This window comes from Microbacterium tumbae, from assembly GCF_054780175.1.
In genome coordinates, this window is sequence record NZ_BAAGWV010000004.1 from 72,723 (window position 1) to 99,017 (window position 26,295).

The 26,295-nt window shown below is 70.7% G+C and carries 24 protein-coding genes; 10 read left to right on the forward strand and 14 right to left on the reverse strand.

The window, feature by feature from the left end:
- Positions 1-32: 32 nt before the first annotated feature.
- From ACYVGQ_RS15340 to ACYVGQ_RS15350, 3 genes are all read left to right on the forward strand, one after another.
- Positions 33-1,007: an AAA family ATPase gene (locus ACYVGQ_RS15340; protein ID WP_460785540.1), complete on the forward strand. Its 975-nt coding sequence runs from the start codon at positions 33-35 to the stop codon at positions 1,005-1,007.
- Complete coding sequence (locus tag ACYVGQ_RS15345) at positions 1,008-2,315, forward strand: DUF58 domain-containing protein (RefSeq protein ID WP_460785541.1); 1,308 nt, start codon at positions 1,008-1,010, stop codon at positions 2,313-2,315.
- A 182-nt stretch (positions 2,316-2,497) separates the two neighbouring features.
- Positions 2,498-3,472, forward strand: a complete 975-nt coding sequence (locus ACYVGQ_RS15350; RefSeq protein WP_460785542.1) for a DUF559 domain-containing protein — start codon at positions 2,498-2,500, stop codon at positions 3,470-3,472.
- 151 nt (positions 3,473-3,623) lie between these two features.
- Here the strand turns inward: ACYVGQ_RS15350 and katG are convergent, their stop codons facing one another.
- The gene (gene katG / locus ACYVGQ_RS15355) at positions 3,624-5,900 is read right to left on the reverse strand and encodes a catalase/peroxidase HPI (RefSeq protein ID WP_460785543.1); all 2,277 of its coding nucleotides are present in this window, start codon (positions 5,898-5,900) and stop codon (positions 3,624-3,626) included.
- A 36-nt stretch (positions 5,901-5,936) separates the two neighbouring features.
- On the reverse strand, positions 5,937-6,368 hold the full coding sequence (locus ACYVGQ_RS15360) for a Fur family transcriptional regulator (RefSeq protein ID WP_460785544.1): 432 nt from the start codon (positions 6,366-6,368) through the stop codon (positions 5,937-5,939).
- Between the two features lie 173 nt (positions 6,369-6,541).
- Here ACYVGQ_RS15360 and aqpZ point away from each other — a divergent pair, with 173 nt between their 5' ends.
- Positions 6,542-7,294, forward strand: coding sequence for an aquaporin Z (gene aqpZ, locus ACYVGQ_RS15365; protein WP_460785545.1), 753 nt, complete (start codon positions 6,542-6,544; stop codon positions 7,292-7,294).
- A gap of 19 nt (positions 7,295-7,313) precedes the next feature.
- On the opposite strand, the gene ACYVGQ_RS15370 is transcribed toward aqpZ, so the two are convergent.
- Entirely contained in the window at positions 7,314-8,309 is a 996-nt protein-coding gene (locus tag ACYVGQ_RS15370) for a stage II sporulation protein M (RefSeq protein WP_460785546.1), read from the reverse strand.
- Positions 8,310-8,325: 16 nt separating this feature from the next.
- Between ACYVGQ_RS15370 and ACYVGQ_RS15375 the strand changes: the two genes are divergently transcribed.
- Positions 8,326-9,135 carry an RDD family protein gene (locus ACYVGQ_RS15375; RefSeq protein WP_460785547.1) on the forward strand — a complete coding sequence of 270 codons (810 nt, stop codon included), beginning with the start codon at positions 8,326-8,328 and terminating at the stop codon, positions 9,133-9,135.
- 3 nt (positions 9,136-9,138) lie between these two features.
- On the opposite strand, the gene ACYVGQ_RS15380 is transcribed toward ACYVGQ_RS15375, so the two are convergent.
- From ACYVGQ_RS15380 to ACYVGQ_RS15395, 4 genes are all read right to left on the reverse strand, one after another.
- Positions 9,139-10,353: an ABC transporter permease gene (locus ACYVGQ_RS15380; protein WP_460785548.1), complete on the reverse strand. Its 1,215-nt coding sequence runs from the start codon at positions 10,351-10,353 to the stop codon at positions 9,139-9,141.
- Positions 10,350-11,102, reverse strand: coding sequence for an ABC transporter ATP-binding protein (locus tag ACYVGQ_RS15385; protein WP_460785549.1), 753 nt, complete (start codon positions 11,100-11,102; stop codon positions 10,350-10,352). Before ACYVGQ_RS15385 ends, ACYVGQ_RS15380 begins: the two co-directional genes overlap by 4 nt.
- Positions 11,099-12,061 carry a biotin/lipoyl-binding protein gene (locus tag ACYVGQ_RS15390; protein ID WP_460785550.1) on the reverse strand — a complete coding sequence of 321 codons (963 nt, stop codon included), beginning with the start codon at positions 12,059-12,061 and terminating at the stop codon, positions 11,099-11,101. Before ACYVGQ_RS15390 ends, ACYVGQ_RS15385 begins: the two co-directional genes overlap by 4 nt.
- Before the next feature lie 61 nt (positions 12,062-12,122).
- Entirely contained in the window at positions 12,123-12,329 is a 207-nt protein-coding gene (locus tag ACYVGQ_RS15395) for a DUF3499 family protein (RefSeq protein WP_460785551.1), read from the reverse strand.
- A gap of 61 nt (positions 12,330-12,390) precedes the next feature.
- Here ACYVGQ_RS15395 and ACYVGQ_RS15400 point away from each other — a divergent pair, with 61 nt between their 5' ends.
- Positions 12,391-12,819 carry a hypothetical protein gene (locus ACYVGQ_RS15400; RefSeq protein WP_460785552.1) on the forward strand — a complete coding sequence of 143 codons (429 nt, stop codon included), beginning with the start codon at positions 12,391-12,393 and terminating at the stop codon, positions 12,817-12,819.
- A gap of 10 nt (positions 12,820-12,829) precedes the next feature.
- Here ACYVGQ_RS15400 and ACYVGQ_RS15405 read toward each other — a convergent pair whose 3' ends face one another.
- The 4 genes from ACYVGQ_RS15405 to manA all read right to left on the reverse strand — a co-directional run bounded on the left by ACYVGQ_RS15405 (position 12,830) and on the right by manA (position 18,945).
- Positions 12,830-14,203, reverse strand: coding sequence for a DUF5719 family protein (locus ACYVGQ_RS15405; protein WP_460785553.1), 1,374 nt, complete (start codon positions 14,201-14,203; stop codon positions 12,830-12,832).
- Positions 14,200-17,253 (reverse strand): glycosyltransferase, encoded by a 3,054-nt coding sequence (locus ACYVGQ_RS15410; protein WP_460785554.1) that lies wholly within the window; start codon positions 17,251-17,253, stop codon positions 14,200-14,202. The genes ACYVGQ_RS15405 and ACYVGQ_RS15410 overlap by 4 nt, the downstream gene beginning before the upstream one ends.
- Positions 17,254-17,331: 78 nt before the next feature.
- The gene (locus tag ACYVGQ_RS15415; protein ID WP_460785555.1) at positions 17,332-17,649 is read right to left on the reverse strand and encodes a WhiB family transcriptional regulator; all 318 of its coding nucleotides are present in this window, start codon (positions 17,647-17,649) and stop codon (positions 17,332-17,334) included.
- A gap of 171 nt (positions 17,650-17,820) precedes the next feature.
- Entirely contained in the window at positions 17,821-18,945 is a 1,125-nt protein-coding gene (manA, locus tag ACYVGQ_RS15420) for a mannose-6-phosphate isomerase, class I (RefSeq protein WP_460785556.1), read from the reverse strand.
- Between the two features lie 67 nt (positions 18,946-19,012).
- On the opposite strand from manA, the gene ACYVGQ_RS15425 reads away from it, so the two are divergent.
- The 4 genes from ACYVGQ_RS15425 to ACYVGQ_RS15440 all read left to right on the forward strand — a co-directional run bounded on the left by ACYVGQ_RS15425 (position 19,013) and on the right by ACYVGQ_RS15440 (position 23,398).
- Complete coding sequence (locus tag ACYVGQ_RS15425) at positions 19,013-20,434, forward strand: O-antigen ligase family protein (RefSeq protein WP_460785557.1); 1,422 nt, start codon at positions 19,013-19,015, stop codon at positions 20,432-20,434.
- Positions 20,431-21,729, forward strand: a complete 1,299-nt coding sequence (locus ACYVGQ_RS15430) for an O-antigen ligase family protein (RefSeq protein ID WP_460785558.1) — start codon at positions 20,431-20,433, stop codon at positions 21,727-21,729. The genes ACYVGQ_RS15425 and ACYVGQ_RS15430 overlap by 4 nt, the downstream gene beginning before the upstream one ends.
- Positions 21,730-21,848: 119 nt before the next feature.
- The gene (locus ACYVGQ_RS15435) at positions 21,849-22,814 is read left to right on the forward strand and encodes a glycosyltransferase (protein WP_460785559.1); all 966 of its coding nucleotides are present in this window, start codon (positions 21,849-21,851) and stop codon (positions 22,812-22,814) included.
- Positions 22,814-23,398, forward strand: coding sequence for a hypothetical protein (locus ACYVGQ_RS15440; RefSeq protein WP_460785560.1), 585 nt, complete (start codon positions 22,814-22,816; stop codon positions 23,396-23,398). The genes ACYVGQ_RS15435 and ACYVGQ_RS15440 overlap by 1 nt, the downstream gene beginning before the upstream one ends.
- Positions 23,399-23,441: 43 nt before the next feature.
- Here the strand turns inward: ACYVGQ_RS15440 and ACYVGQ_RS15445 are convergent, their stop codons facing one another.
- From ACYVGQ_RS15445 to ACYVGQ_RS15455, 3 genes are all read right to left on the reverse strand, one after another.
- Positions 23,442-24,590, reverse strand: coding sequence for a polysaccharide pyruvyl transferase family protein (locus tag ACYVGQ_RS15445; protein ID WP_460785561.1), 1,149 nt, complete (start codon positions 24,588-24,590; stop codon positions 23,442-23,444).
- Between the two features lie 168 nt (positions 24,591-24,758).
- A complete protein-coding gene (locus ACYVGQ_RS15450) occupies positions 24,759-25,502 on the reverse strand; it encodes an ABC transporter ATP-binding protein (protein WP_460785562.1) in 744 nt (247 codons plus the stop codon).
- On the reverse strand, positions 25,502-26,290 hold the full coding sequence (locus tag ACYVGQ_RS15455; protein WP_460785563.1) for an ABC transporter permease: 789 nt from the start codon (positions 26,288-26,290) through the stop codon (positions 25,502-25,504). Before ACYVGQ_RS15455 ends, ACYVGQ_RS15450 begins: the two co-directional genes overlap by 1 nt.
- Positions 26,291-26,295 lie beyond the last annotated feature (5 nt).

Consider the following 26,295-nt stretch of genomic DNA (forward strand, 5'->3'; position numbering starts at 1 on the left):
ACCGCCATCCCGATGCCCTCCGGAGGGAACAGATGACAACGCCGTACCCCACCGCGACCGACGATGCCGCACTGCGTCAGGCCATGCACCGCGTGCGCCAGGAGGTCGACAAGGCCGTGATCGGCCAGGCGGGCACGGTCACCGGCCTGCTCGTGTCGCTCCTCGCCCGCGGGCACGTGCTGCTGGAGGGGGTGCCAGGCGTCGCGAAGACGCTCGTCGTGCGCTCCTTCTCCAGGGCGCTCGGGCTGGACACCAAGCGCGTGCAGTTCACCCCCGACCTCATGCCGGGCGATGTCACGGGGTCGCTCGTCTACGACGCCCGCGCAGGCGAGTTCGAGTTCCGCGAAGGGCCGGTGTTCACGAACCTGCTGCTCGCCGACGAGATCAACCGCACTCCCCCCAAGACGCAGGCCGCGCTTCTCGAGGCTATGGAGGAGCGGCAGATCTCCGCCGACGGCGTGAGCCGCTCGCTCCCCGATCCGTTCCTCGTCGCCGCGACGCAGAACCCGATCGAGCACGAGGGAACCTATTCGCTCCCCGAGGCGCAGCTGGACCGCTTCCTGATGAAGCTCGTCGTGTCCATGCCGGAGCGCGACGCCGAGGTGTCGGTGCTGCGTCTGCACGCCGGCGGGTTCTCGCCCCGCGCTCTCACGGGCGTCGAGGCCGTCGTGACGGCTGAGGAGATCCGCGCCGCGCAGGCGGCCGCCGCACGCGTCGACGTCACCGACGACGTGCTCGGCTACGTGGTGGATCTGGCCAGGGCCAGCCGCCAGTCGCCGTCCGTCCAGCTCGGCGCGAGCCCCCGCGCTTCCACTGCGCTGCTCGCCGCCGCGAAGGCCTGGGCCTGGCTGAACGGCTCCTCCGCCGTGACGCCCGATCACGTGCAGACCATGCTCGTCCCGGTCTGGCGGCATCGTCTGCAGCTGCGACCGGATGCCGAGATGGAGGGCGTCTCCGCCGACGCCGTGCTCACCTCGGTCGTCCAGCAGACCAGGGTTCCGATCTAGGTGTTCCTCACCGGCCGGTTCCCGATCCTGCTCGCTGCGGGAGCGATCCCCCTCGTCGCGCTGTCGATGACGGGGATCGAGCCGTACGCGGTGATCGGCGGATGGCTTGCGCTGTGCGTGCTGCTCCTCGTGATCGACGTCGTGCTCGCGGCATCCGCTCGCGACGTCGTCGTGACGCGCAGAGTGCCGCGCCGCGCGCGCCTCGGCGAGCCCGTTCCGGTCAGCGTGGCGCTGCACAACACGGGCGCGCGCACGCTGCACGCGATCATCCGGGACGCCTGGCAGCCCACCGCAGGCGCCGGGGACGAACGTCGGCGCCTGACTGTGCCGCCCAGCGAGCGCCGGCGGATCGAGATCCCCCTGCTGCCGCGACGCCGCGGCGAGCTGGTGAGCGAGTTCGTGATGATCCGTTCCACCGGTCCCCTGGGTCTGGGCGGACGCCAGGCGCGTCATGACGTGCGCGGGGCGATCCGCGTGCTGCCGGCGTTCACGTCCCGCAGGCATCTGCCTTCGCGGCTCGCCCGGCTGCGCGAGCTGGACGGGAACACGAGCATCCAGGTCCGCGGGCAGGGCACGGAGTTCGACTCGCTGCGCGAGTACGTGCGCGGCGACGACGTGCGCTCGATCGACTGGCGGGCGACGGCCAGGGCGGGCACCACTATGCTGCGCACCTGGCGGCCCGAGCGCGACAGGCACGTCGTGATCCTCATCGACACCGGTCGCACCGCCGCCGCCCGCGTCGGGGACGGCACGCGCCTCGACGCCGCGCTCGAGGCGGCGCTGCTGCTCGGCGCGCTCGCCGCGCGCGCCGGCGACCACGTGCACCTGCTGATGTTCGACCGGGTGGTGCGCGGTCGCGTCACCGGGGTGGACGGCGCGGCCCTGCTGCCGGCGATGACGGATGCGATGGCACCCGTGCATGCGGGCCTCGTCGACACGGACTGGCCGAGCGCCTTCGCCGCGATCCGGTCCCTGACGACCCGGCCATCCCTGATCGTGGTGCTGACCGCTCAGGATGCGGCGGAATCGGCCAGGGGCTTCCTCGGCGCCTTCCCCGATCCCGGGCGCGCGACGACGGTGCTCGTGGGATCGGTGACCGACACCTCCATCGTGCAGATCGCACGTGGACGGGACTCGCGCGAGGACGTCTACCTCGCCGCCGCGGCGGAGCGGACGCTGCGGGATGCCGAGAACGTCGCGGATGCCGTCCGTCGGGCCGGCGGCGAGGCCCTCGCCGCCGATCCGGAGACTCTCCCCCCTCGGATCGCCGACCGCTACCTCGAGTTGAAGGCCGCCGGGCGGCTCTAGGTCAGGGCGGCTCCAGGTCGCAGATTCGGTCCCTCTCACGGGCACCTTGCCGTCCAGGTCGCGAACTCTGTCGCTCTCAGAACCATGGAGCGACCGTATTCGCGACCTGGACGGCACGCGATTCCGCTCAGCCCTGTGGATAACTCGCGTGGTCTGCCGCGCACGAGTGACAGCGTGGACGGATGCGATCGCCTCAGCCCCTCCCCGACGGCCTCGGCCGCCGGTTCACCGTCCGGCAGGCTCGGGATGCCGGCGTCTCTCCGGGTCGGTTGCGAAGCTCCGATCTCGCCACGCCGTTCCACGGCGTCCGCTCGAAGCCGATCAGGTCGAAGACGGAGAAGATGGACGCCTTCGAGAGACAAGCAGCTGAGCACCGCATCCAGGCGAGACGATACTCCCCACGGCTGAAGCCAGGACAGTTCTTCAGCCATGCCACTGCGGCCGCCATCCTGGGCGGACCCCTCCCCCTGACCTTCGCTGAGGAGGCCGGGGAACCCCTGGATGGTGCGCTGCTCCCCCTGCATGTCAGCACCCTCGGCGACGGCCCTCTGGTGCGGACGCGCGGAGTACACGGTCACCGCGCCGATCCGCGCGTCGCGAAGGTCCTCGATGCCGGCGACTTCCGCGTGGCGGACGCCGCGACCGCGTGGGCCCAGCTCGGCGGGCTGGCCCTGCCGGATCTCGTCGCTCTCGGCGACTTCTTCTGCCGGGTGTGGCGATCGGGCCCCGGCCGTCGCGATGCAGGGAGGACACCGCTCGCGACGCCCGATGACCTCCGCGCGCAGCTGCGATTCGGCCGCCGGCCGGGCATCCACCGGCTCCGGCGCGCCGTGGACCTGATCCGTGAGGACTCCTGGTCGCCACGGGAGTCGAAGCTCAGGTGTCTCATCGTCTCAGCATCCCTCCCCGAGCCTGTGCTCAACCACGATGTCTACGACGACCACGGCCGGTTCCTCGGATGCGTCGACCTGGCCTATCCGCATCTGAAGATCGCCATCGAGTACCACGGCGCCATCCACTCCGACCGGTATGCACGCGACGTGGAGCGGATCGCCGCGCTGCGAGCGGCCGGATGGACGGTCATCGAGGTCACGAGCGAGTTGTTCCATCGTCCCGACGAGCTCCTCCGGCGGATCCAGCACGCGCTCGCCGTCTGATTGCCGAGGTTCCAGGTCGCAAGACCTGTCGTCATCTCGACACTATTGCCGCGGTTGGTGCGACCCAGAGCCAGATCGCCGGCCCAGAGCAGCGGACTTTGCGACGCAGAACGGCCCCGCCCGAAGAGGCGAGGCCGTTCTGCGTCACAGGTCAGCGCAGGTCGAAGCGGTCCAGCTCCGTGACCTTCACCCATGCGGCGACGAAGTCGCGGACGAACTTCTCCTTGGCGTCGTCCGACGCGTACACCTCCGCGACGGCGCGCAGCTCGGAGTTCGATCCGAACAGCAGGTCGACGCGCGTGCCCCGGCCGAGCTTCTCGCCCGAGCCGTCCCTGGTGCCCTCGAAGGCGTGCGAGCCCGGATCCAGCGGCTTCCACGTGGTGCCGAGGTCGAGCAGGTTCACGAAGAAGTCGTTCGTGAGCACGCCGGGCGTCTCGGTGAACACTCCGTACTCCGAGCCGTCCCAGTTCGCGCCGAGCACCCGCAGGCCGCCGACGAGGACGGTGGTCTCGGGAGCGGTCAGCGTGAGCAGGTTCGCCTTGTCGATGAGCAGGTGCTCGGCGGGGATGCGCGCCACGTCCGAGGAGACGTAGTTGCGGAAGCCGTCGGACGCCGGCTCGAGGAACGAGAACGAGTGCACGTCGGTCTGCTCCTGCGAAGCGTCGGTGCGACCGGCGCGGAACGGCACGACCGTCGCGAATCCGGCGTCCGCCGCGGCCTTCTCGACACCCGCATTGCCGGCGAGCACGATGAGGTCGGCGAGCGAGACGCGCACGTCGTCGGTGCGCGATCCGTTGAACTCCGCCTGGATGCCCTCGAGGACGCCCAGCACGCGGGCGAGGCGCTCCGGATTGTTGACCTCCCAGTCCTTCTGCGGGGCGAGGCGGATGCGGGCGCCGTTGACGCCGCCCCGCTTGTCGCTGCCGCGGAAGGTGGATGCCGCGGCCCACGTCACCGAGACGAGGTCGGCGACCGACAGCCCGGAGGCGAGCACGGACGCCTTCAGCGCCGCCGCGTCCGCCTCGGAGACGAGGGCGTGGTCGACGACGGGCACGTTGTCCTGCCAGATGAGCTCCTCGGCCGGAACCTCGGTGCCGACGTAGCGGGCGCGGGGACCCATGTCGCGGTGGGTCAGCTTGAACCACGCGCGGGCGAAGGCATCGGCGAACGCCTCGGGGTCGTCCTTGAAGCGCTGCGAGATCTTGCCGTACTCCGGGTCGAATCGCAGCGCGAGGTCGCTCGTGAGCATGCGCGGCTCGCGGCGCCCGCCGGAGTGCGCCAGCGGCACCATGTCCGCACCGCCGCCGTTGATCGGACGCCACTGGTTCGCACCGGCCGGGCTCTGGAAGAGCTCCCACTCGTACGCGTACAGGATGTGGAAGAACTCGTTGTCCCAGCGCGTCGGGTGGTAGGTCCAGGTGACCTCGAGGCCGGAGGTGATCTGGTCATCGCCCTTGCCGGTGCCGTGGTTGTTCTTCCAGCCGAGTCCCTGACGCTCGAGGCCGGCGGCCTCCGGGTTGTCCTCGACGTTCGAGTCGGGGGCTGCGCCATGCGTCTTGCCGAAGGTGTGGCCGCCGGCGATCAGCGCGACGGTCTCCTCGTCGTCCATCGCCATGCGAGCGAAGGTCTCGCGGATGTCGCGGGCGGACGCCAGCGGATCGGGGTTCCCGTTCGGGCCCTCGGGGTTGACGTAGATGAGGCCCATCTGGACCGCCGCGAGCGGCTTCTCCAGGTCGCGGTCGCCCGAGTAGCGCTCATCTCCGAGCCAGGTGGTCTCCGGGCCCCAGTACACGTCGTCGTCCGGCTCCCAGGCGTCGATGCGCCCGCCGGCGAAGCCGAAGGTGGTGAAGCCCATGGACTCCAGTGCGACGTTGCCGGCGAGGATCATCAGGTCGCCCCAGCTGAGCGACTGCCCGTACTTCTTCTTGACGGGCCACAGGATGCGGCGCGCCTTGTCGAGGCCCACGTTGTCCGGCCAGCTGTTCAACGGGGCGAAGCGCTGCTGCCCGGTGCCACCGCCGCCGCGGCCGTCCGTCACGCGGTAGGTGCCGGCGCTGTGCCAGGCCATGCGGATCATCAGCGGCCCGTAGTGCCCGAAGTCGGCCGGCCACCAGTCCTGGGAGACGGTGATCGTCTCCTCGATGTCCTTCTTGACGGCATCCAGGTCGAGCGCCTCGAAGGCGGCCTTGTAGTCGAAGCCGGCGTCCAGGGGGTTCCGCTCCGCGGTGTTCTTCGCGAGGATCCTGAGGTTCAGCTGCTCCGGCCACCAGGTGCGGTTCGCGGATCCCATCGTGGGGTGCGGCTGCGTGTGGATGACGGGGCAGGCTCCGGCCTCGGATGCTTCGACGGGCGTGTCGATAACGGTCTTCGACTGGTCGACGCCGGAGACGTCGTCTCCGATGCCGGGTACCTGGTCGTTCGCGGTCATGGTGGTCCTTCCGATGTTGGGCAGATGGATTCAGGGTCAGGATGCCTCGGCGGCGCACGAGGCGCACAGGCCCCAGTACGTGACCTCGGCGGACGTCACGCGGAAGCCGCGGTCGTCGGAGGGGGTGAGGCACGGGGCGTGGCCCACCGCGCACGGGACGTCCTCGACGGCGCCGCATCCGGTGCACACGAGATGGTGGTGGTTGTCGTCCACGTGCAGCTCGAAGAGCATCGGGTGGCCTGCGGGCTCGATGCGTCGCACGATGCCGGCATCCGCGAAGTCGCCGAGGGCGTTGTACACCGACTGCAGGCTCGTGGACTCCAGACGGGGCCGGACGACGCCGTGGATCTCCTCCGCGCTGGCATGCGGATGCTCGCGCAGCGCCTCGAACACCGCGCGACGCGAGTCCGTCACGCGCAGCCCGGCGCCGCGGATGGCGTCGTCGGCGAGGGCCGTGGAGGAGGACATGCCCACATCCTATCTTGTTTTGATTGATTCAAGAAAGCTGGACACGCCTCGGAATGTCGCCGCGTGACGCACGCTCCGCGCCCTCGGCGCGCCTGCTGTGAGGATCCTGAGAACAGCGACATCATGTCGCTTGCCGGGCCATCCGGTCCGTCTCCTCTGAAAGGACAGAGATCATGAGCGACACCACGTCCGCTGTGCCCAGTCTCGGAGCGAAGCTCGCCGCCGAGGGATTCGGCACCCTCCTCCTCGTCTTCGGCGGCGTCGGCACCGCGCTGTTCGCCTCCAACCACTTCACCGATCCCGGGGCGAACTCCGCGGTCTACGTCGGCGTCGCGCTCGCCTTCGGCCTCACGGTCGTCGTCGGCGCGTACGCATTCGGACCGATCTCCGGCGGCCACTTCAACCCCGCGGTCACGCTCGGCGCCGCCGCGGCGGGACGGGTTCCCTGGAAGGACGTCGTGCCCTACATCGTGGCGCAGGTGGTCGGCGGCGTTGTCGGCAGCACGCTGCTGTTCCTCATCGGCCAGTTCGGCCCTGACGGATGGCTGGCGGGAGCCCAGGACGCCGGGTTCGCGAGCAACGGCTTCGGCGAGCACTCCCCCGGCGGATTCGGGATCGGCGCGGCGATCATCATCGAGGTCATCCTCACGGCGATCTTCCTGCTCGTCATCCTCGGCACGACGCACGCCCAGCGGGGCACGCCGTTCGCCGGCCTCGCGATCGGTCTCGCCCTCGCCCTGATCCACCTCATCAGCATCCCGGTGGACAACACCTCTGTGAACCCGGCCCGCTCGATCGCCGCGGCGATCTACGGCGGCGTCGGTCCGCTCTCGCAGCTGTGGGTGTTCCTCGTGTTCCCGATCGTCGGCGCGCTGATCGCCGGCTTCGCGTACAAGTCCCTGTTCGACGGGACGAAGAAGGCCTGACAGCGCCCCCGTCTCGTCGTCAGCCCGCGACGAGACGGGGCGTGCCCGCCTCGAACTCGACGAGGTCGCCGGTGTGACCGCGACGGTGCGCGCGTCCGCCGACCACGAGCATGTAGATGAGGAACACCGCCAGCGCGGCGGCTCCGATGCCGATCTTCACCGGCCACGGCAGCGACCACCCGGTGACGAACCCCTCGACCAGGCCGGAGAGGAACAGCGCGAAGATCAGCCCGATCGCGACCGTCGCGAGCGAGCGCCCCTCCGCCGCGAGCGACGCCCCGCGGGTGCGATGTCCTGGCGCGACCCAGGACCAGAACAGATGAAGTCCGGCGGCGCCCGCGACGAAGATGCTCGTCAGCTCCAGCATCCCGTGCGGAAGGATGTACAGCACCATGACGTCCGCCCGGTCGTACGCGGCCATGACCCCGCCGGATATCCCGAGGCCGACGGCGTTCTGCACGAGCAGATAGATCGGCCATACGCCCGTCACGCCGAACAGCACGCACTGGGCGGCCAGCATGGCGTTGTTGGTCCAGACGAGTCCGGCGAACTCCGCGGCCGGGTTCTCCGTGTAGTACTCCGTGAAGCTCTCCTCGGCGTACTGCTCCAGGAAGTCCGGCGGACCCAGCGTGGCGACGAGATTCGGGTCGTTCGAGATCCAGGCGGCCATGCCGACCGCGATAGCGATGAAGACCACCGCGATCGCGAGCGTCGTCCAGCGGAGGCGGTACAGCGCCGCGGGCAGCTGGTCGGCGAAGAACCGGGCGAGCTGGCGGAGGACGTTGTCGGAGGCGCCGGTGAGCGTCAGTCTCGCCCGCGACAGGATGGTCGAGAGATAGGCGCCCTGCGGCGACTCTCCCACCGAGGTCTTCAGCTCGGCGAGGTCGGCGGAGGCGGCGCGATAGCGCACGATGAGCTCGTCGACCTGTGCTCCGTCGGCCAGGCGGGATCGGCTGAGTTTGTCCAGCCGCTCCCACTCGGCGCGGCGTGCGTCACTGAGTGCATCGGCATCCACCTGATTTACTGTACTCATGTCCCTGCCGATCACGCCGGAAGAAGAAGTCCTCTCCGGTGAGGCCGTCGCGATCGACGTCCAGCCGATCGGCTTCTTCCTGCGGGCCCTCGGCGCGCTGATCGACATGGTCTTCGCGTTCGCGCTCTACGTCCTGTTCCTCTTCCTCTCCTTCTGGCTCAGCGACATCGGCGCGATCAGCGAGGCCGTCGTGCGGATCCTGAGCATCGTGGCGCTCGCCGTCTGCTTCGTCGTCGTCCCCGTGGCCATGGAGGTCTCGCTGCGCGGCCGCAGCCTCGGCAAGCTCGCGGTCGGCGGTCGCGTCGTGCGCATCGACGGCGGTGCGATCGGCTTCCGACACGCCTTCATCCGCGGCCTGATCGGTCTGCTGGAGATCTACATGACCTTCGGGTCCGTCGCGCTGCTCGTCGGGGCCTTCACCTCGCGCTCCCAGCGCCTGGGCGATCTCGTCGCCGGAACCTACAGTCAGCGCGTGCGGACGCCGGCCCTCGCGATGCACGCCCCTGCGCTTCCCCCCGAACTGTCGGAGTGGGCGCGGATCGCCGATGTCGCGCGCCTGCCCGACCGCCTCGCCCGCCGGATCTCGCAGTTCCTGGAGACCTCGCACCGGATGACGCCTCCGGCCCGCACCCGCGTGGCCGAGCAGCTGGTCCAGGAGGCCGGCCCCTACGTCTCGCCGCGCCCCGCCGCGCCGCCGGAGCACGTGCTGGCGGCCATCACGGTGATCAGGCGCCAGCGGGAGCTGCGGGGCCTCATGATCGCGGACCAGCGCGCCGAACGGCTGACCGGCCGACGCGTCGGCGTCTGATCCTCAGAACCGGATCGCGTCGATCACCTTCACCCGCAGCGCGACGAGCGCGGGGATGAACCCGGCCACCGCTCCGACGAGCACCGCGGCCACGAGCCCCGTGACGGCGGCGCGCATCGGGAAGGGCGGGATGTCCTGGATCCCGGGGAACATGCTCGTCACGATCCATTCGGATCGCAGCACGGCCACGACGATCGCGATCCCGATGACGCCGGCGACGGTCGTGGCGACGAGGCTTTCCAGGAGCACCGTCACGAAGACGCGGCCCGAGGTCGCGCCGAAGGCGCGGCGCACGCCGATCTCGCGCACGCGCTGCCGCATGGCCACGAGCTGGATGTTCACCAGGCTCAGCGCGCCGAGCGCGAGGATGAGCACGGCGATGCCCCCGGTGATGAGCTCGAAGGTGCGCATAGCCTCCTCCATGCCCATCCCGGCGCCCCAGTCGGTGCGGTTCACGCTGACGTCCTGCCCCTCCGGCATCCCGGATCGCAGATCCATCGCGAGCACGGGGCCGATCTCGGCCGCCTGATCCTCGCCGACCCAGACCTCATAGGTCGGCACGAGCCCGTCCGGCAGCGCGTCCACGCGGGCGCGGTAGGCGTCGTAGAGCATGTCGACGCGCAGCTCCTCGTCCCAGACCCCCTGCCGGGGCGTCACCCCGACGATCTGGTAGGCGCCTCCGGCCGGGCCGTCCACGGTGAGCAGCGGATGCTGTGCCATCGGGACGCGCCCGAGGCGGTCCCACAGCGGCTCGCTGATGACGACGGCCGGGGCGAGGACCTCGATATCCGAATCGCGGAGCCAGCGGCCTTCCAGGAGCGACTCGCGATGGATCTGGGAGAACACGGGGTCGACGAGTCTCGCCGCGACGTCGATCACTCCATCGGGCAGCTGGACGGGGACGGCGAGTCCCTGCACGTTGCGCGCCGTATGCGAGAAGGCGAAGCGCTCGCCGACCTGTGCGAAGAGCGCGTCGAAGGCGTCCGCATCCACAGGCGCCGCGCCGTCGCTGTACGGCACGACGGCGATCGTGGCGACCCTGCCGCCCCACCGGTCGGACTGCTCGGCCTGGAACTGCTGCTGGAACTCGGAGAAGGCGACGACCGCGGTGAGGGCCGCGACGGAAACGGCGATGCCGATCAGGCTCAGCAGCACGCGCAGCCTGTGGACGCGGATCTCCGCCCAGGCGTCGGCGAGCGCGCCGAACAGGCCGGTCATGCGCCGCTCCCTTCGGAAAGCGCGGGGACGGGCGGTGCGAGCGTCGACGCCTCGAAGGCGCGCGCGAGGTCCACGGGATCGAGCCGTCCGGCGTCCAGCCGGTAGTGCCGGCGTGCGCGCGCCGCGACGTGGAGGTCGTGCGTGATCGTGACGAGGGCCGCGTCCGTCTGCGTCGCCACCTCGTCGAGGAGGGACATCACGGTGGCACCGGTGTCGATGTCGAGGGCGCCGGTGGGCTCGTCGGCGAGGATGAGCACGGGCCGGCGCACCAGCGCTCTCGCGATCGCGACCCGCTGCTGCTCGCCGCCGGACAGCCGGTCGGCGATCTGATCGACGCGATGCCCCAGGCCTACACGCTCGAGCATGTCCGCGGCGATCTCCCTCCGCCGCCAGAACAGCCTTCCGCGGGCGTGGCCGAGCGGCATCGCCACGTTCTCCAGCGCCGTGCGCCCGGGGAGGAGGTTGAACTGCTGGAAGACGAACCCGACGTTCGCGCCCCGCAGGCGATCCAGCCTCCCCGCGCGCATCCTGCGCACCGGGGCGCCCTCGAACGCCACGGAACCGGTCGTCGGCGCGTCCAGCATCCCGAGGATGTTCAGCAGCGTGGACTTGCCGGAGCCTGAGCGACCGACGATCGAGACGTGGTCCCCCGCACCGACCTCGAGGCTGATCCCGCGCAGGATCTCGAGCCGCGAGTCGTCGGGCAGCACGACACTCTTGGTGACGTCCTCCAGAGCGACAAGGCTCACCAGCTCGTCCCGCTCTCGCAGACCTCGACCCCGGGCTCCGTCTCGTAGCAGAACTCCTCGACGGGAGCGGCGAAGCCGGGGACGAACTGCCGGATGCTCTCGCCCTCCTCGAGCCCTTCGACGACCTCCACCATCGAGCCGTCGTTGACCCCGAGGGCGACGGTGCGCTCCTCCGGCTCACCGCCGTCGCCGGCATCCACCCACACCACGCCGTCGCCCGAGCCGCCCTGGACGGCCGTCACGGGGATCACGAGCGCGTCGTCCACCTTTCCGATCGCGAGGTCGAGCTGCGCGGGGAGTCCGGCGAACACGGTCTGATCCGCAGGGATCGCACAGCGGACGTTGGCCGTGCCCTCGGCGGACACCTCGACCTTGACCCCTGTGCAGGCGAACGGGGCCGGCCCGCCCGTGATCGTGACGGTGGCCTCGCTGGGGGCGTTCACGAGCCGGTACAGCTGGACGGGCTCGACGGTGGCGAGCAGGTGGTAGCGCGCGGGCGTCAGCGTGGCGATCTCCTCGCCCACGCTCGTCAGCTGCCCGTCGACGAGTGCGATGCCCGTCAGGTCGCCGGCCTCAGGGGCGACGATGTCGATGCTCTTGGCCGGATAGTCCTGCTTCACGGTGAACAGCACCTGCCCCGCCTTGACGCTCGCCCCGTCGGACACGCGCACCTCGGTGACCGTTCCGTTCACCTGCCCGCGGATCGGGAAGGCCTCGTCGCGGGCGATGTTGCCCGGCAGGGAGAGCGCGTTGACCACGGAGCCGCGCTCCACGACGACCACCGGATCGGTGATGCCCGCCTCCGGGGAGACGGCGGCCTGGGTGGTCTCGGGGAAGAACGCGAGCTTGACCAGCGCGGCCGCGCATGCGCCGAAGACGATGAGAAGGAGGAGGGGGAGGACCCAACGACGCCAGACGACCACGGCTGCTGCCTTTCCGGACGCCCCGACCTGGCGCATCCGCGATCAGCTTAGCCAATAAATCATTTCCCGGTATATAAGGCTCCCCGAGAATCTGCTGTCAGGCGCGCAGTGCCTCGTGGCGGATGACGATCCAGCCGCTGGGCGCCGAGAGGCGATCGGCGTGCATGGCGCACAGGTCGTGCGCAGTGGGATGGCCGCCGACGCCGAGCGGCCCGAGCGCCGCCATCTGATCGGCGTAGTCGTAGGTGACGGTCGACACCGCCTCGCGGGCGCAGCCGACCTTGGAGCAGAGTCGTTCTTCCATCCCGCTCAGGCTATCCCCCGCCGGCGAGCGCATCGCGGCGGCGCGCGCATAGACTTTCGTCATGATCCGCCGCCGTCCGTCCCGTTCCGCCCCTCGCCGCGGCGCACGCCACGGCAGGCACGGCCGGCTGGGACGCAGCGAGGTGGTCCGGCCGCCGCTGCCGCCGCTGGACGGCCGGCTGGACCGCTTCGACCTCACCGTCGGCTCCGCGGTGGAGTTCCTGCGCGGGACCTGGCCGGAGCTGGAGGACGTCAGCTTCGAGATCGGCGCGATGCCGCACGACGTGCGCGGGTCGTCCGACGGCGTTCCCCGCTGGTGGGTCGACAGGGACGCCGGACGGATCGTGCTCTACCGCATCCCCATCGAGCGGCTGCTCCCCCCGGGACACGACGATGCGGCGCATCGGCGCGTCTCGGTGGAGAGCGCCGTCTTCCGCGCGGCGGCGGAGTACGTCGGTCGCGACCCCTGGGAGCTCGGCCCCGAGAGCTGAGCGGATGCCGTCACGGCAGCACGGTGACGGAATCCTGCTCCGAGGGCCCGGGCGCGACGGGCCAGCCGGCGAGCTGTCCGGAGGCCGACAGGGTGACGGCGGCCGTGACCGCGGCATCCGACGAGAGCCGGTACACGCCGGGGCCGGGGAGATCCACGAGTGCGGAGGCGCCGGGAGCGACCGCGATCTCGCGCGTCGTCCCGCCCTCGTCGGTGAGGGCGACGGTGGCTTCCTGCTGCGGATCTCCGATCAGGTGCAGCCTCGGCTCCGGCCCGCTCGGCACGGCGAACAGCGTGTCCGCCGTGAGCGGCGCGGCCGGGGTCATCCAGGCGAAGTCCGTTCCCGCTCCCGTGCCGCTCGACTGCCAGACGCCGCCGACGAGCGGCACGTCCGCGGTGACCTCGACGCTGTACGTGCCGAGCGGGAGATCCGACAGAGCGATCTCCAGGGGAACGCCGGCCGAGAGCGGCGCGGTGAAGTCGCTCGCCGAGCCGCCGTCGAGGTCGCGCACGACGACGCGGGCCTGGGTATCGGCGTCGACGGCGAGCAGCCGCAGCGCATCGGTCGCATTGCCCTCGGCGAGGGCCGCCACCTGGATCCCGGCGAAGATCAGCGTCTCCGCGGCCACGGTCGTACTGGGCTGCAGGTCGATGCCGGCCGGATCGAGGGTGCTCATGAGGGCGGACTGCAGGCTGGCGCGCACCGGGGATCCTTCGGCGGTCACCCGCACGATCGGCTCGGTCTGCCCTGCGGCGATCGAGGCGAACGGCAGCGCGGTCTGCGACTGCGCGGGGATGACCACGCTGGACGAGGACTGCTCCTCCCCGAAGACGTTCAGGGTGACGGTGGCCGTCACGCCGCCCGGGTTCGTGAGCACGAGCACGTCGCCGGCCCCGGTCTCGATGGAGCCGCCGATGATCCACGACTCGGTCGTCGCCTGATCGCACGAGCCGGCGGCGAGGCCGGCGAGATCGTCGACGGCGAGCCGCTGGGACTCCGCGGCGGCGATCAGCGGCGCCTCCCGCCCCTCCGCGGCGGCGGTGAAGACCTCTGCGCCCGATCCGCCGACCACGTCGTCATTGTCGATCGATGAGCGCTCGGGATCGGCCGGGTCTCCACCGGCCGTGATCCGGCTGTCGCCGACGCCCTGCAGCTCGGAGGCGTTCTGCACGTCGCGTCCGAGGGCGTTGAACGCACCGGTGCACACCAGCACCGCATCGCCCGGCACGGTCGCGACCGTGGTCTGCGCCGCCGAGCCCGTCACGGTCGGCCACGGCGCCGCCGCCGCGGCCACGACCCCCACGGCGCAGCCGACGGCCACCACGGCCCCCGCGGCGAGCCGGGCACTGGTGGCGGCGATCGTCACAGCGCGCCTCGACGTCATCGCTGCTCCTCCTCTGCGTCTCTCGAGGGCTCGGCGCCCGTGGGCGCCTCCTCCTCCGGCGCCGGGCTCTCTCCCTCTTCGGACTCGGGCACGGCATCCGTCGCCGTCGGAGCATCCGTCGGCGTCTCCTCTGGGAGGTCTTCCGGGCTCTCGTCCACGATAGCCTCGTCGAGATGCGTCTCGTCATCCCCCGCGTACTCGTCCACGGCGCCCGGAGGACGGCGGACCGGAGCCGTCGGCTCCTCCGGCGACTTGCCGACGATCCTCGAGACGGCTCTGGCGGCTCGGCGCGAGGCTCTCGTCGGAACCGCCAGCAGGATCGCGACGACGAAGACGATCAGCTGCACGAGGCCGATGAGACGGGAGACGCCCTCCTGCGAGTCGGAGAGGGAGCGACGATCGGCGCCGCCGGTCTCCTGCAGCCGCCACAGCGCCCCCATGCCGGCGACCTCGCCCGCCTTGACGAAGCCGGTGCGCTCGTCCAGCGCGATGACCGCGTCGAGACGGAAGGCACGCGCGGCATCCGCCTCCGAGCCGGTCGTCTCCCGGATGAGCACGAAGTCGATGCCGAGGCCGGCGAGGTCGCCTGCGGCGTCGAAGTCGCGGCGGGAGATCAGATCGACCGCGAGCGCGCTGGGGTCCGTGCCCTGGATCTCCGTGGCCGTGCTCAGCATCGTGGACTGGGCTCCGAGCGTGTCGCTGGATCCGCGGATCACCCTGGTCGCGATGCGGTCTCCGCTGAGCGGCGTGATCACGAGGGTCGTGAGCTCCTGGTCGCCGCGCGCGTTCGCCGCGACCAGCGCGGGGAGCGTGCTCGCCGACCCCTCGACGATGACGCTGCGATCGGTGTGGAAGGCCGTCAGGGCGGGTACAGCGCAGACGGCGAGGGCGACGCCGGCGACGAGCGCCGAGACCGCCCTCAGACGCGGGATCGTGACGAGGGTGTCGAGAGTCACCCCTGCCGCACCGGCCAGGCCGGCCCAGGCCAGGCTGAGGCCGGCCCCGGGCCACAGCGCCACCGGCTCACCGTTCACGAAGCCGACCGAGATGCCCGCCGCCGCGAAGGCCGTGGCGAGTCCGGCGAGGGCGACGACGAGGAGCACGATCCCGGCGCGCCAGCGCGGTGCGAGCGCCGCGGCGAGCGCCAGGACGGCGAGCGGAGCGAGCAGAAGAGGCGCGAAGGCCGCGACGGTGGGATCGATGAGCCCCACCCACCCTGCGAGGTCCGATGTCGGGAATCCGGACGCCAGGGTCAGACGCCCGGCCGGATCGGAGCCGACCTGCGGCCCCGCCCAGACCAGCGCGGGGTCCGCGAACAGCGCGAGCAGATCGCCGTGGCGCAGTCGCCACAGCAGGAGCGGCAGGAACAGCGCCAGCGTCGGGACGGCCAGCCACAGCACGCGCATCGCGCCGCGGGCGCTGCGCAGCGCGATCACGATGACGAGCGAGAGCGCCCACAGGACGCCGAGCGCCGGCGCCAGCGACGGCGAGCAGGCCGCGAGCGCGGCGATGAGCACGGATGCCGCACCGGCGGCTCCCCAGGAGCGGTGCGCGACCGCCGCGGTGTGGAAGACCCAGGGCAGGAGCAGATGCACGAGCACGGCGGCGGGACGTCCGTCGACGAGCGCCGTGAGGAAGGTCGGCGCGAGCGTCCAGGCGATCGCGATGAAGATGCGCACGCCGGACCGGTCGGAGACCCTCGTGGCGGCGAACCAGCCGCCCAGCGTCGCGAGCGGGAGCGCGAGGATCCACAGCAGCACGAGCGCGAACGACGGCGCGGCCGGCCAGAGGCTGCCGAGCACGGCGAGCACGGCGGCGAACGGATCGGCCGGGCCGACGACGTCGATGCCGAGCCCGCGCAGCCCCCAGGCCGCATCCGCCCACAGCCCCGCCACGGTGTCGCGCAGGGGGAGAAGGCCTCCGCCCGCGATGGCCGGCCACGCCAGCAGCGAGGTGAAGGACGTCACGCTCACGAGCAGCGCCGCGAGGACCACCCAGGCGCCGCCGCCCGAGAAGAACCGCAGCTCGCTCACCGCCCCGCGCTCGCTGCCGTGCCCGTCGTCGAGACGTCGGCGCAGCTGCGCGCCGGTGACGCGCAGCGCGGCGATGCTCGACCAGGACGCCGTGCGGAAGCCGCGGATGCGCCGTCGGGATCGGGCGACGGCGCCGAGGCGCGCCATGGCGGTCGCCGCCGCACCCCACTCGGGGAGGACGGCCGCCGGCCGTTTGCCGATCAGATGCCCGATCGTCCGCCAGAGCGCCAGAGGCAGGTACGTCAGCCAGTGCACGAGCACGAGGGGCGCCGCCGCATAGGCCAGACGCCGGTGGAGCTGCGCCAGCCGGGTGGCGTAGGCGCGCTGAGCAGCGCCGGCGGGCAGCGCCGCCGGCCCGTCCGGCCGCACGGCGATGCGGGCGCCGGACGCGAGCACGACCCTGCCCCCGCCCAGCCGCGCACGCACTCCGAGATCGAGCCCTTCGTCCGCTCCGGCGAGCGCGTCGTCGATCGTCAGCCTCGAACGCACCTCGCCGCGCAGGAGGATGCCGCGGATGTCCGAGCCGAGCGCCTCGTCGTTGCCATCGTGCTGTCCTTGATCGAGCTCGCCGGCGGCGAGGTCGATGGAGCGTCCCAGTGAGGTCATCGTGACGCCGAAGGAGACGATCTCCCGCACATCGTCGGCCTGCACGAGCTTGGGCGCCGCGATGGCCGCGGACGGAGACCGCTCCAGGGCGCCGGCCAGCTGCTCGAGCGCATCGGGGTCCGGCAGGGTGTCGTGCGCGAGCAGCCACAGCGCGCTGCCCTCCGCCACCCTGGGCGTCGCGATGGCGACGGCATCCGCATAGGACGTGCCGGAGCGGGTGACGACGATCCCCTCGACCGCACCGCCGATGGCCGCGCTCTCCTGCGCCGTGACGGCGTCGCCGCAGAGGACGAGCGTCACCGCATCCGGGCGGCGGGTCTGCGCGGAGACGGCTGCGAGCGTGTGGAGGAGCTGCGCTCTGGCTTTCGCGCCGGAGCGCGCGACGATGACGGCGTGAAGTCGGGCTGACATGGCCTGGCCAGCCTAAGCGGGTCTGCGCGCTGGTCCTCTCACCGCGCCCGGCGCGCCTGCGAAGCCGTCCGCGCCGGATCAGCCGGCGCGGCGCTTGAGCTTGCGTCGCTCGCGCTCGCTGAGGCCGCCCCAGATGCCGAAGCGCTCGTCGTTGTTGAGCGCGTACTCGAGGCATTCGCCCCGCACGTCGCACGAGGTGCAGATGCGCTTCGCATCGCGCGTCGAGCCGCCCTTCTCCGGGAAGAACGCCTCGGGGTCGGTCTGCGCGCACAGCGCATCCGTCTGCCAGGAGAGCGCGTTGTCCTCGTCGTTCTCGACTCTGCGGACCCCTGGCACTCCGAGATTGACCGGATCGACGAACCAATTCTCGGGAACGTCCGAACGGTAACCCGTCATGTCGCCCTCCCTTTGCCCTGTGTACTGCCCCCCGCCGGGCCTTGCTCCCCTAATTACACCCGTGTCATTCGCTGTGGTCAAGTCGCAGATCGTAAACCCTCAAGCATCCCTTTAAGGTTCATTGACGTCGCTTCGGCGTGTCGCACTCCGCGGGCGGCCGGCCGGCGTTCCTCAGGACACCGCGCCCGGCTGCGCGATGAAGACCTCGCCCGCGCCGGTGAAAGTCAGCTCGCCCTCATCAGCGGTCGCGAACACGGCCCCGCCGACGGGGACCCTCTGCGCCTCGGCAGCCGCTCCCCCGACGGCCACCTCCCCCGCGGTCACCAGCGCGATGGCGGGGCCGTCCACCGGGATCCGCCGCGTTCCGCCCTCCCACGCGATACGGCGCAGGGAGAAGTCGGGGACGTCGACGGGGTACGCGACGACGCCGTCCTCGGCGCGGGGACGCAGCACCGGCACCTCCCCCGGGGTCGTGTCGAGGACGGAGAGGAGCTCGGCGACGTCGATGTGCTTGGGGGTGAGGCCGCCGCGCAGGACGTTGTCGCTGGCCGCCATGATCTCGACTCCGAGACCGGAGAGGTACGCGTGCAGGAGTCCTGCGCGCAGGAAGACGCCCTCCCCGCGCGCGAGCACGATGTGGTTCATGAGCAGCGCGACGACGACGCCCGGATCGCCGGGGCTGCGCTCGGCGACGGCCCGGATGGCGCGGATCGCCGCGTCGAACTCCGTCGCCGAGGCCTCGGCGAGCGCGCCGATCACATCGTCGACCTCGCTCTTCGCATCGCCGGAGAGCAGCCAGGCGATCGTGCCGCCGAGCACGTCGCCGTCGCCGGTCAGCCGCGAGCGCAGCGCCACGACGCCAGGAGCGTGCGGGAAGGCATCCAGCAGCCGGAGGGTGGCGTCGACGGGACGCAGGCCGCCGAGCGCCTCGAAGCGCTCGCTGAGGGCCACGATGAGCTCGGGCTTGTGATTGTCGTCGCGATAGTTCCGGTTCGGATCGTCGTCCGGGAGAGCCGCCTCCCTGGCCCATCCCTCCTTCGCCTGCGCGAGCGTGGGGTGCACCTGGATGGACAGCGGCTGTGCAGCTGCGAGGATCTTCAGCAGGTACGGCAGCGTGCCGCCGGTGATGGCATCCAGGGTCGTCCCCCCGACGATGTCCGCCGGGTCGCCGGGGTGATCGCCGAACCAGACCTCGGCTTCGGGGGCGCCGGAGGGAGCGCGGCCCTCCAGCTCGGCGATGAGGGTCGGAGAGCCCCAGGCGTAGTCGCGAGGGACGTTGGAAAGGCTCAGCAGCATGCCCCCAGCGTAGAGCGTCCGTCGCGGCGCAGCGGATGCCGGGACGGGTCGCGATAGCCTGAACGCGATGGCGCAGCACACGAAGCATCCGGTGACCGCCCCGCCCGCCGCGCCAGAGCGCGAGTCGACGGGGCACCTCCTGCTGCGCGGATACATCGTGCTCGTGCTGATCGTCGCCTTCGCGCACGCCGCCGTGTACAACCTCGTCGGGGAGCGGGGAGCGGGGATCGCGATGGCGGTGCTGACGCTGGCGACCGCGGGCATCGGCGTCCCGATGCTGGCACGCTCGCATCCTGACGCGTTCCCGTGGCGCAGGCTCCCCTGGGTCGCGCTCGGATACGCGGCGTTCGCGCTGATCTCGATCGCGTGGTCGCACTGGCGCCTTCCGACGCTGCTCACCTGGATCCTGCTCGCCGCGGTGACGGTCAACGCCCTGTTCATCGCGTACGCGTTGAGCTGGCAGGAGATCGTGCGGGCCCTGGCCTCGGCGTTCAAGTGGATCCTCGGCCTGTCGGTGGCCATCGAGCTGTGGGCGGCGCTCGTCGTGCGCGGACCGATCCTGCCGAACTTCGTCACCCTGCCCGAAGGGGACATCGACCCGCAGTGGTACTGGGTGCGCGCCAACCTCTTCGACGGAGGCCGCCTGCAGGGCATCGTCGGCAACGCGAACCTGCTGGCGTTCATCGCCCTCTTCGCGATCATCGCCTTCGGCGTCCGGTTCGCCGCCAGGGCGCGCTGGCGCACGACGCTGGCGCTGTGGATGCTGCTCGCCGCCTACTTCCTGGTCCGCGCCTCCTCGGCGACGGCATATGTGTGCGCCGCAGCGGCCGCCGCCGTCCTCGTCATCGCGCTGCTGGTCCGGCGCTCCACCACGCCTTCGGCCCGCCGCAGGATCTACCTGGTCGGCGGCATCGCCGTGGTCGCGGCCGGAGCGGCAGCCCTGGTGCTGTACCGTCCGATCTTCGAAGCGCTCGGGCGCACGGCCGATCTCACCGGGCGCAGCGACACGATCTGGGCGGCCGTGCTCGCCAGAGCGGCGACGAGTCCCGTGGTCGGTCTCGGGTTCTCCAGCCCGTGGGTCCCGACCGATCCCGCGTTCGCCGGCTGGATCGAGGATCACGGCATCACGGTCTTCCACGCGCACAACATGTGGATCGACGTGCTCTTCCAGCTCGGCGTCGTCGGCGTCGTGCTCATCGGGGTGGCCTATCTGAGCCTGCTCTGGCGCTCGTGGTTCTTCGCCGTCGACCGCCCTCGCTGGGATCTGCGCGCCGACCGCCCCTACTCCCCCCTGACGCTGCTGCCGCTGCTGTTCACGGTCGTGCTGCTCGTGCAGGGGCTCACCGAGTCGACGCCGATCATGCTGTGGGGCTGGCTGCTGCTCGTCCTGCTGTCGTTCAAGGTGAAGTCCGTGCCCCTCGTGGGCGTCGGGCTCAGCGAGCGGGCGCGCGTCACGGAGGTCGGCCGGCGTCCGCGGCGAGTGCCATGACGGCCCGGCGCGCCCTGGCCCGGCTGCTCGGCTCCGTGGAGACCGCCAGGGCGTTCACGGTCACCGCGCTGTGCGCCGTGTTCTCCTCCTTCGCGATCGAGCGGATGAGCTCCTCCGTCACGCTCGCCACCATCATCCTCGTGCTGTGCGGCATCGGCATCGCGATCCTGTTCGTCCGCCGCGCGGAGCTGTCCCTGCTGCGGCTCGCCCCGACGTCGCTGCTGGTGTTCCTCGCCCTGGCGCTGGTCAGCGTGCTGTGGAGCACCGACCACAGCGACAGCCTGATGAGCTGGATCTCGCTCGCCGGCTACGGCGTGCTGGCGATCACGATCGGGCACATCAGGGACACGCTGCAGACCGTGCGAGCGATCGGAGATTCGCTGCGGGTGCTGCTCTCGGTCTCGCTCGGGCTCGAGATCCTCTCCGGCATCCTGCTGGACATGCCCATCGCCTTCCTCGGCATCGCGGGCGACCTCGCCACCGGCGGCCCGATCCAGGGCATCTTCGGCACCCGCAACATGCTGGGCTTCGTCGCCGTCCTCGCGTTGATCACCTTCGTGATCGAGTGGCGCGCGCAGTCGGTCACCGCGCAGATCGCCGTGCCGTCGATCGCGCTGGCCGCGTTCCTGGCGCTGCTGTCCGCGTCGCCGACCGTGCTCGTACTCGCCGCGGGCGTCGGCGTCGTGACTGCCGCGCTGACCATCGTGCGTCATACCCGCCCCGAACGGCGCGGTTTCGTGCAGTGGAGCCTCGCGGCGCTCGTCGCCGTCGCACTGGCCTTCGCCTTCGTCTTCCGGCATCCGATCATCCGCTGGATGGGAGCGGGCTCGGACTTCTCGATGCGCGCGGACCTGTGGAACATGCTGCTCGACTTCGTCGCCGTCAGGCCGATCCAGGGCTGGGGCTGGTTCGGCGGATGGCGGCAGGATCAGAGACCGTTCTCCTCGCTGAACTTCCTGCTCGATCAGCAGCACGCGTCCGCGCTGAACGCCTACTTCGACGTGCTGCTGCAGCTCGGGATCGCCGGGCTCATCCTCTTCCTGCTGCTGGGGGGCGTCGCACTCGTGCGGTCCTGGCTGGTCGCGAGCGCTCGGCGGTCGGTCGTGTACGCGTGGACCCCGTTGATCCTCGTGACGCTCGCGATCGACTCCATGTTCGAGAGCTTCATGCTCGTCGGAGTCGGCTGGTTCATGCTCGTGCTCTGCGCGTTGCGAGCGGGCCAGTCCCGGTCCTGGCGGGAGAACATCGACGCGGCCAGCACCGGCGTCATCCCGACGCTGCCCCCGCAGGGATGAGGCGGACGGCTCCGCCGCTCCTCCAGGGAACGGCAAGGGCGAGAAGGTAGGCTGATCCGTGCGCCGACGCGTCCGCTGAATCGGCTCCGCTCCCCGCACCAGACCCCGGAGATCTCCCCGTGACCACTGCCCCACAGAACGCGTTCGACCCCGCTTCGGCGACGATCGTCATCGTCACCTTCAACCGTTCGCATCTGCTGACAGGGCTGCTCACGAGCATCGCCGCGATGGACCCGAAGCCCGGTCGTGTCGTGATCATCGACAACGCGTCCTCCGACGACACGACCGAGGTCGTGGAGTCGTTCCGGACATCGATCGGCACGGAGATCGTCTATCGCCGGCTCGAGGAGAACACCGGCGGCTCCGGCGGATTCAGCGAGGGGATGCGCACGGCCTACGAACTGGGCTCGGAGTGGATCTGGATGATGGACGACGACGTCGAGGTCATCCAGGACGGCCTCGCCCTGATGGGCAGATGGAGCGCCCGGTTCAAGAGCATCCAGGGCCGCCGCTACGACTACGACGGCAGCGAGTTCTACTGGCAGTACCGGATCGCCGAGCGGATGGGGATCCCGATCCCCTTCGCGCCTGCGGGCTTCGACGCGTCGGGGTTCAAGCGGATGAACAGCGGATGCTTCGAGGGCATGTTCATCCACCGCTCGATCGTCAAGGAGATCGGCCTCCCCGATCCGCGGTTCTTCATCTACTGGGACGACCAGATGTACGGCTGGCTGGCCTCCCGGCGGACGACGTCCGTGATCGTCGACGACTTCGTGCTGCGCCGCACCAGGGAGATCCGGCAGTGGGACTTCGGGCTGCGGCACCTCAACGCGTCCAGCAACGCCTACCGCTTCTACATCATGCGCAACCGCGCCTTCATCAAGCAGTACTACCGCGTGCACGGGGTCTACAATCCCGTGCTGTTCGGCCTGGGCACGACGGCCACGTTCTTCAAGGAGCTCATCCGCCTCGTCTTCGTCGAGCGCACCGTGCGCGGCACGAGCAATCTGTTCCGGGGGCTCCGGGAGGGCGGACGCCTCGGACGCGACCGCACCTGGCAGCCGATGCCCGCACTGGAGGCGTGATGAGCGACGAACGACAGCCCGAGGTCGTCTGGTACTTCCCGCCGGAAAGGAACAGGCGCGGGAAGGTCTGGCTCCTCGTCGGCATCGGCGCGGTCGCCGTCGCGCTGGTGACCGTCTTCCTGCTCGTCGTGCTCCCCGGGAGCTTCAAGCCGGAGCCGACGGCATCGCCCTCGCCGTCGCTCACCCCGTCCGCATCGGCCGCTCCGACCCCGACGCCCACTCCCACGCCCACTCCGACCTCCGAGCCGACTCCGCCTCCGGCGCCCGATCCGGACATCGAGACCTTCCGGGAGCAGGTGCGGCCGCGCCTGGACGACGCGGTGCGCGGCCTGGAGCTCGTGACGCAGAACACGGATATCGGCGCCGAGATCGTCGACTCTCTGCAGAACGACGCGGCCGCTCTTGCGGAGGCGTCCGCGCCGGAGTCCGTCTCCGAGCAGTGGAGCGATGCGCTCCAGAAGTATGCCGCGAGACTGGACGCCCTCCGCCGCGCCTATGACGAGGGTGCGGATCCCCAGGATCGACTCGACGCCGCCCGCTCGGCGTTGAACGAAGTCCGTGCGAACGCAGGACTCGGGAGCTGACGCCCGATCCCCTCGTCGGCCGGCTGATAGCCCGGACGAGCGCCTAGTCGGACGGCTGGTCGACGGGCGGGTAGAGCTGTTCGGCCAGACGTCGTTTGTCGGCTGCATGCTCACGTGCACGTGCCGGGAAGTCGGGATCGACCGTCGGCTCGGCGACGGAGCCTGCGGCGGCCACGCTCCAGCCCGTGCCGAGCTCGAGCAGCGAGGCGTGTCCGCGGTCGTCGCCAGGCGCCCCGACCATCACCGTCCCCGCCGCGCCGGCCGCCGCCGCGAGCAGGTGCCCGTGGAACCGGGTGGTGAGCCACCGCTGCCCCGCGCGGGCGGGCAGGCCGTCGAACCAGATGTTGCCGAAGGAGTACAGTCGGGCGTCGGGGCGCGCGTCGGCGATGTAGCGGGCGTCGTCCGGCGGGACCGCCTCGACGAAGGCCGCCTCGCTGTCCGGCGCATATGCGAGGAAGCCCTCGATCGTCCGGATCGCGTCGCCGTCCGACCAGCTCCGCTCGTCGCCCTGCACGAGCACGACGCTGTCCGCCCCCGGCCGCTCGTCGTAGACGGGCCGTGAGCCGGCGAGCACGAGGAACGCGTCATCGACGCCGAGCTCGCCTCCGATCGCCTCCGCGCTGGCGCGGTCGCGCCCCTCCACGAGATCGAACGCCGAGAGCTGCTCGCTCACCCAGCCGGATCGCTCGGCGCTCAGCGGCTGCACCCCCAGGCCGGTCGCCCATGCGGGGACGCCGAACTCGCGCCTCAGCTCTGCCACGGCGGTGATGACGCCGAGATCGTCCGGCCGGAGGTCGGTGAAGTGTCCGCCTCCGAGCAGGTGGACGCTCGTGACGCCGCGCAGCGCGAACAGGCCGGGGTCGATGCGCGGTGTGCCGAGGTCGCGGATGTGCCGAGCGATGCGCTCCGCGTCCTCGATCGGGTCATGCAGCGTGCGGGAGCGGGCCAGCTCCCAGAGCGTGCTCGTGACGTGCAGGTGCGGATGCGTGCGACGGAAGAGATGCGACGCACGACCGGGATGCGGGCAGTCGAGCCAGACCTCCGCGTCCGGCCGCAGCTCGGTCAGCACGTCCAGCCATGCACGGGTGATCAGCTCGTCGCCGTAGTTCGGGTGTCCCGCAGGGGATACCAGGTAGATGATCGGCGGAGGGGACGCCGGCGCCGGTCGCCCGCGCAGCAGTGATCGTCCCATTTCACGCAGAGATCGCAATCGGTTTCCGCCATTCCGTGAGAGCCGAGGCGGGCGTCCGATCGGGTGCTGCGACGCCCACGCTTCCCACCATAGTGTCAGATGCAGGCCGGCGTCGGCCTCGCTCTGCCCGGCGCGCACGAACGCCCCGGGGAGGATCAGCCGGTCGGCTCAGCGGCCGGCGGCGATGTCCGCGTTGTACATCTCGAGCACCCGATCGATGCCGTCGTCCATCACGAGACGATGCTCGCGGATGTACAGCCCCCGTGTGCAGAATCGCTTCAGGTCGCGCTCGTTGTGGCTGACGAAGAAGAGCGTGCGCCCGTCGGCGAGCATCTCCTCGATGCGTCGATAGCACTTCTCCCGGAAGCTCTTGTCCCCGACGGCCAGGACCTCGTCCACGATGAGGATCGGCTCGTCGAGCTGCGAGACCACGGAGAACGCCAGACGCACCTTCATGCCGTTGGACAGATGCTTGTAGGGGGCGTCCTGGAAGTCCTCGAGCTCCGCGAACGCGATGATCCCGTCGTAGCGCTTCGCGACCTCGGCCTTGCTCATGCCGTGCAGGCCGGCCGTGAGGCGGACGTTCTCCCGCACGGTGAGATCTCCGACGAAGCCACCGGTGATCTCGATGAGCGGGGCGACCCCGCCGTGCACCTTCACGCTCCCCTCGTCGGGCAGCAGCACGCCGGCGACGAGCTTCAGCAGCGTGGACTTCCCCTGACCGTTGCGGCCGACGACGCCGATGGACTCCCCCGGCTTCACGTCGAAGGAGATGTCCCGGAGCGCCCAGAACTCCCCCTTCGGGGTGCGCCGGGACGCACTCGCGAACATGGCCTTGATCGAGCGGCGCCCGCGCCTGTTGCGACGGAAGCGCACTCCGAGACCGTCGACTTCGATCGCTTGCTCGCCCATCACAGCTCCTTCAGCACGGCGCGCTCGAGGCGGCGGAAGACGAACACGCCGATGACGAGCAGCACAAGGCTCCACACGACGCTCGCGACGACGGATGCGGTGTTCCACTGGCTGTCGAAGAACGCCGCCCGGTACATCGAGAAGATGCCGTCGAGCGGATTGACCAGCGGCAGCCAGGCGAAGCCCTCCGGCAGGTTGCTGGCGCTGTAGATGATCGGCGTCGCATAGAAGAGCGCACGGAGCACGAGCTTCGTCGTCCGCTCCAGATCGTCGAAGATCACGCACAGCGGCGCCAGGATGAGCCCGAGGCCGGTGAGCAGGACGGTCTGCACGATGACCGCCACCGGGAACCAGAGGATCCCCCAGGTCACGTGTGCACCGCTGACGACGGCGAAGAGCACGAGCACGGGCAGCGCGAAAAGGAACTCGATGCCTTTGGACAGGATGATCCGCCCGATCCAGATGACGCGCGGGATCGCCGTCGACCGGACGAGCTTCGAGTCGCGCTGGAAGGCGCGCGTGAAGTCGCTCACCGCGGCATTGAACCACACCCACGGCAGCAGCGCGGCGATGAGGAAGACGATGTACGGATCGGCGCCGACGGTGCGGTGGAAGATCTGGGTGAAGACGAACCAGTAGATCAGGCTCATCACGAGCGGATCGAGCACGCTCCACAGGTAGCCCAGCCAACTGGTGGCGTAGCGGACACGCAGATCGCGCGCCGAGAGCACCCACAGCGAATGGAGGTTGCGCCGCGTCGAGCCGGGTGCGCCGATGGTGTCGAACATGCGAT

Bases quoted from the DNA above. Each gene is read 5' to 3' on its own strand.
- aqpZ (WP_460785545.1), top strand. From the start codon at position 6,542: ATGAGCGACACCACGTCCGCTGTGCCCAGTCTCGGAGCGAAGCTCGCC.
- ACYVGQ_RS15405 (WP_460785553.1), bottom strand. From the start codon at position 14,203: ATGACGTCGAGGCGCGCTGTGACGATCGCCGCCACCAGTGCCCGGCTC.
- ACYVGQ_RS15450 (WP_460785562.1), bottom strand. From the start codon at position 25,502: ATGGGCGAGCAAGCGATCGAAGTCGACGGTCTCGGAGTGCGCTTCCGT.
- ACYVGQ_RS15395 (WP_460785551.1), bottom strand. From the start codon at position 12,329: ATGGAAGAACGACTCTGCTCCAAGGTCGGCTGCGCCCGCGAGGCGGTG.
- katG (WP_460785543.1), bottom strand. From the start codon at position 5,900: ATGACCGCGAACGACCAGGTACCCGGCATCGGAGACGACGTCTCCGGC.
- ACYVGQ_RS15430 (WP_460785558.1), top strand. From the start codon at position 20,431: ATGACGGCCCGGCGCGCCCTGGCCCGGCTGCTCGGCTCCGTGGAGACC.
- ACYVGQ_RS15445 (WP_460785561.1), bottom strand. From the start codon at position 24,590: ATGGGACGATCACTGCTGCGCGGGCGACCGGCGCCGGCGTCCCCTCCG.
- ACYVGQ_RS15380 (WP_460785548.1), bottom strand. From the start codon at position 10,353: ATGACCGGCCTGTTCGGCGCGCTCGCCGACGCCTGGGCGGAGATCCGC.
- ACYVGQ_RS15415 (WP_460785555.1), bottom strand. From the start codon at position 17,649: ATGACGGGTTACCGTTCGGACGTTCCCGAGAATTGGTTCGTCGATCCG.
- ACYVGQ_RS15410 (WP_460785554.1), bottom strand. From the start codon at position 17,253: ATGTCAGCCCGACTTCACGCCGTCATCGTCGCGCGCTCCGGCGCGAAA.
- ACYVGQ_RS15440 (WP_460785560.1), top strand. From the start codon at position 22,814: ATGAGCGACGAACGACAGCCCGAGGTCGTCTGGTACTTCCCGCCGGAA.
- ACYVGQ_RS15390 (WP_460785550.1), bottom strand. From the start codon at position 12,061: ATGCGCCAGGTCGGGGCGTCCGGAAAGGCAGCAGCCGTGGTCGTCTGG.
- ACYVGQ_RS15375 (WP_460785547.1), top strand. From the start codon at position 8,326: ATGTCCCTGCCGATCACGCCGGAAGAAGAAGTCCTCTCCGGTGAGGCC.
- ACYVGQ_RS15340 (WP_460785540.1), top strand. From the start codon at position 33: ATGACAACGCCGTACCCCACCGCGACCGACGATGCCGCACTGCGTCAG.
- manA (WP_460785556.1), bottom strand. From the start codon at position 18,945: ATGCTGCTGAGCCTTTCCAACGTCCCTCGCGACTACGCCTGGGGCTCT.
- ACYVGQ_RS15360 (WP_460785544.1), bottom strand. From the start codon at position 6,368: ATGTCCTCCTCCACGGCCCTCGCCGACGACGCCATCCGCGGCGCCGGG.
- ACYVGQ_RS15350 (WP_460785542.1), top strand. From the start codon at position 2,498: ATGCGATCGCCTCAGCCCCTCCCCGACGGCCTCGGCCGCCGGTTCACC.
- ACYVGQ_RS15425 (WP_460785557.1), top strand. From the start codon at position 19,013: ATGGCGCAGCACACGAAGCATCCGGTGACCGCCCCGCCCGCCGCGCCA.
- ACYVGQ_RS15400 (WP_460785552.1), top strand. From the start codon at position 12,391: ATGATCCGCCGCCGTCCGTCCCGTTCCGCCCCTCGCCGCGGCGCACGC.
- ACYVGQ_RS15455 (WP_460785563.1), bottom strand. From the start codon at position 26,290: ATGTTCGACACCATCGGCGCACCCGGCTCGACGCGGCGCAACCTCCAT.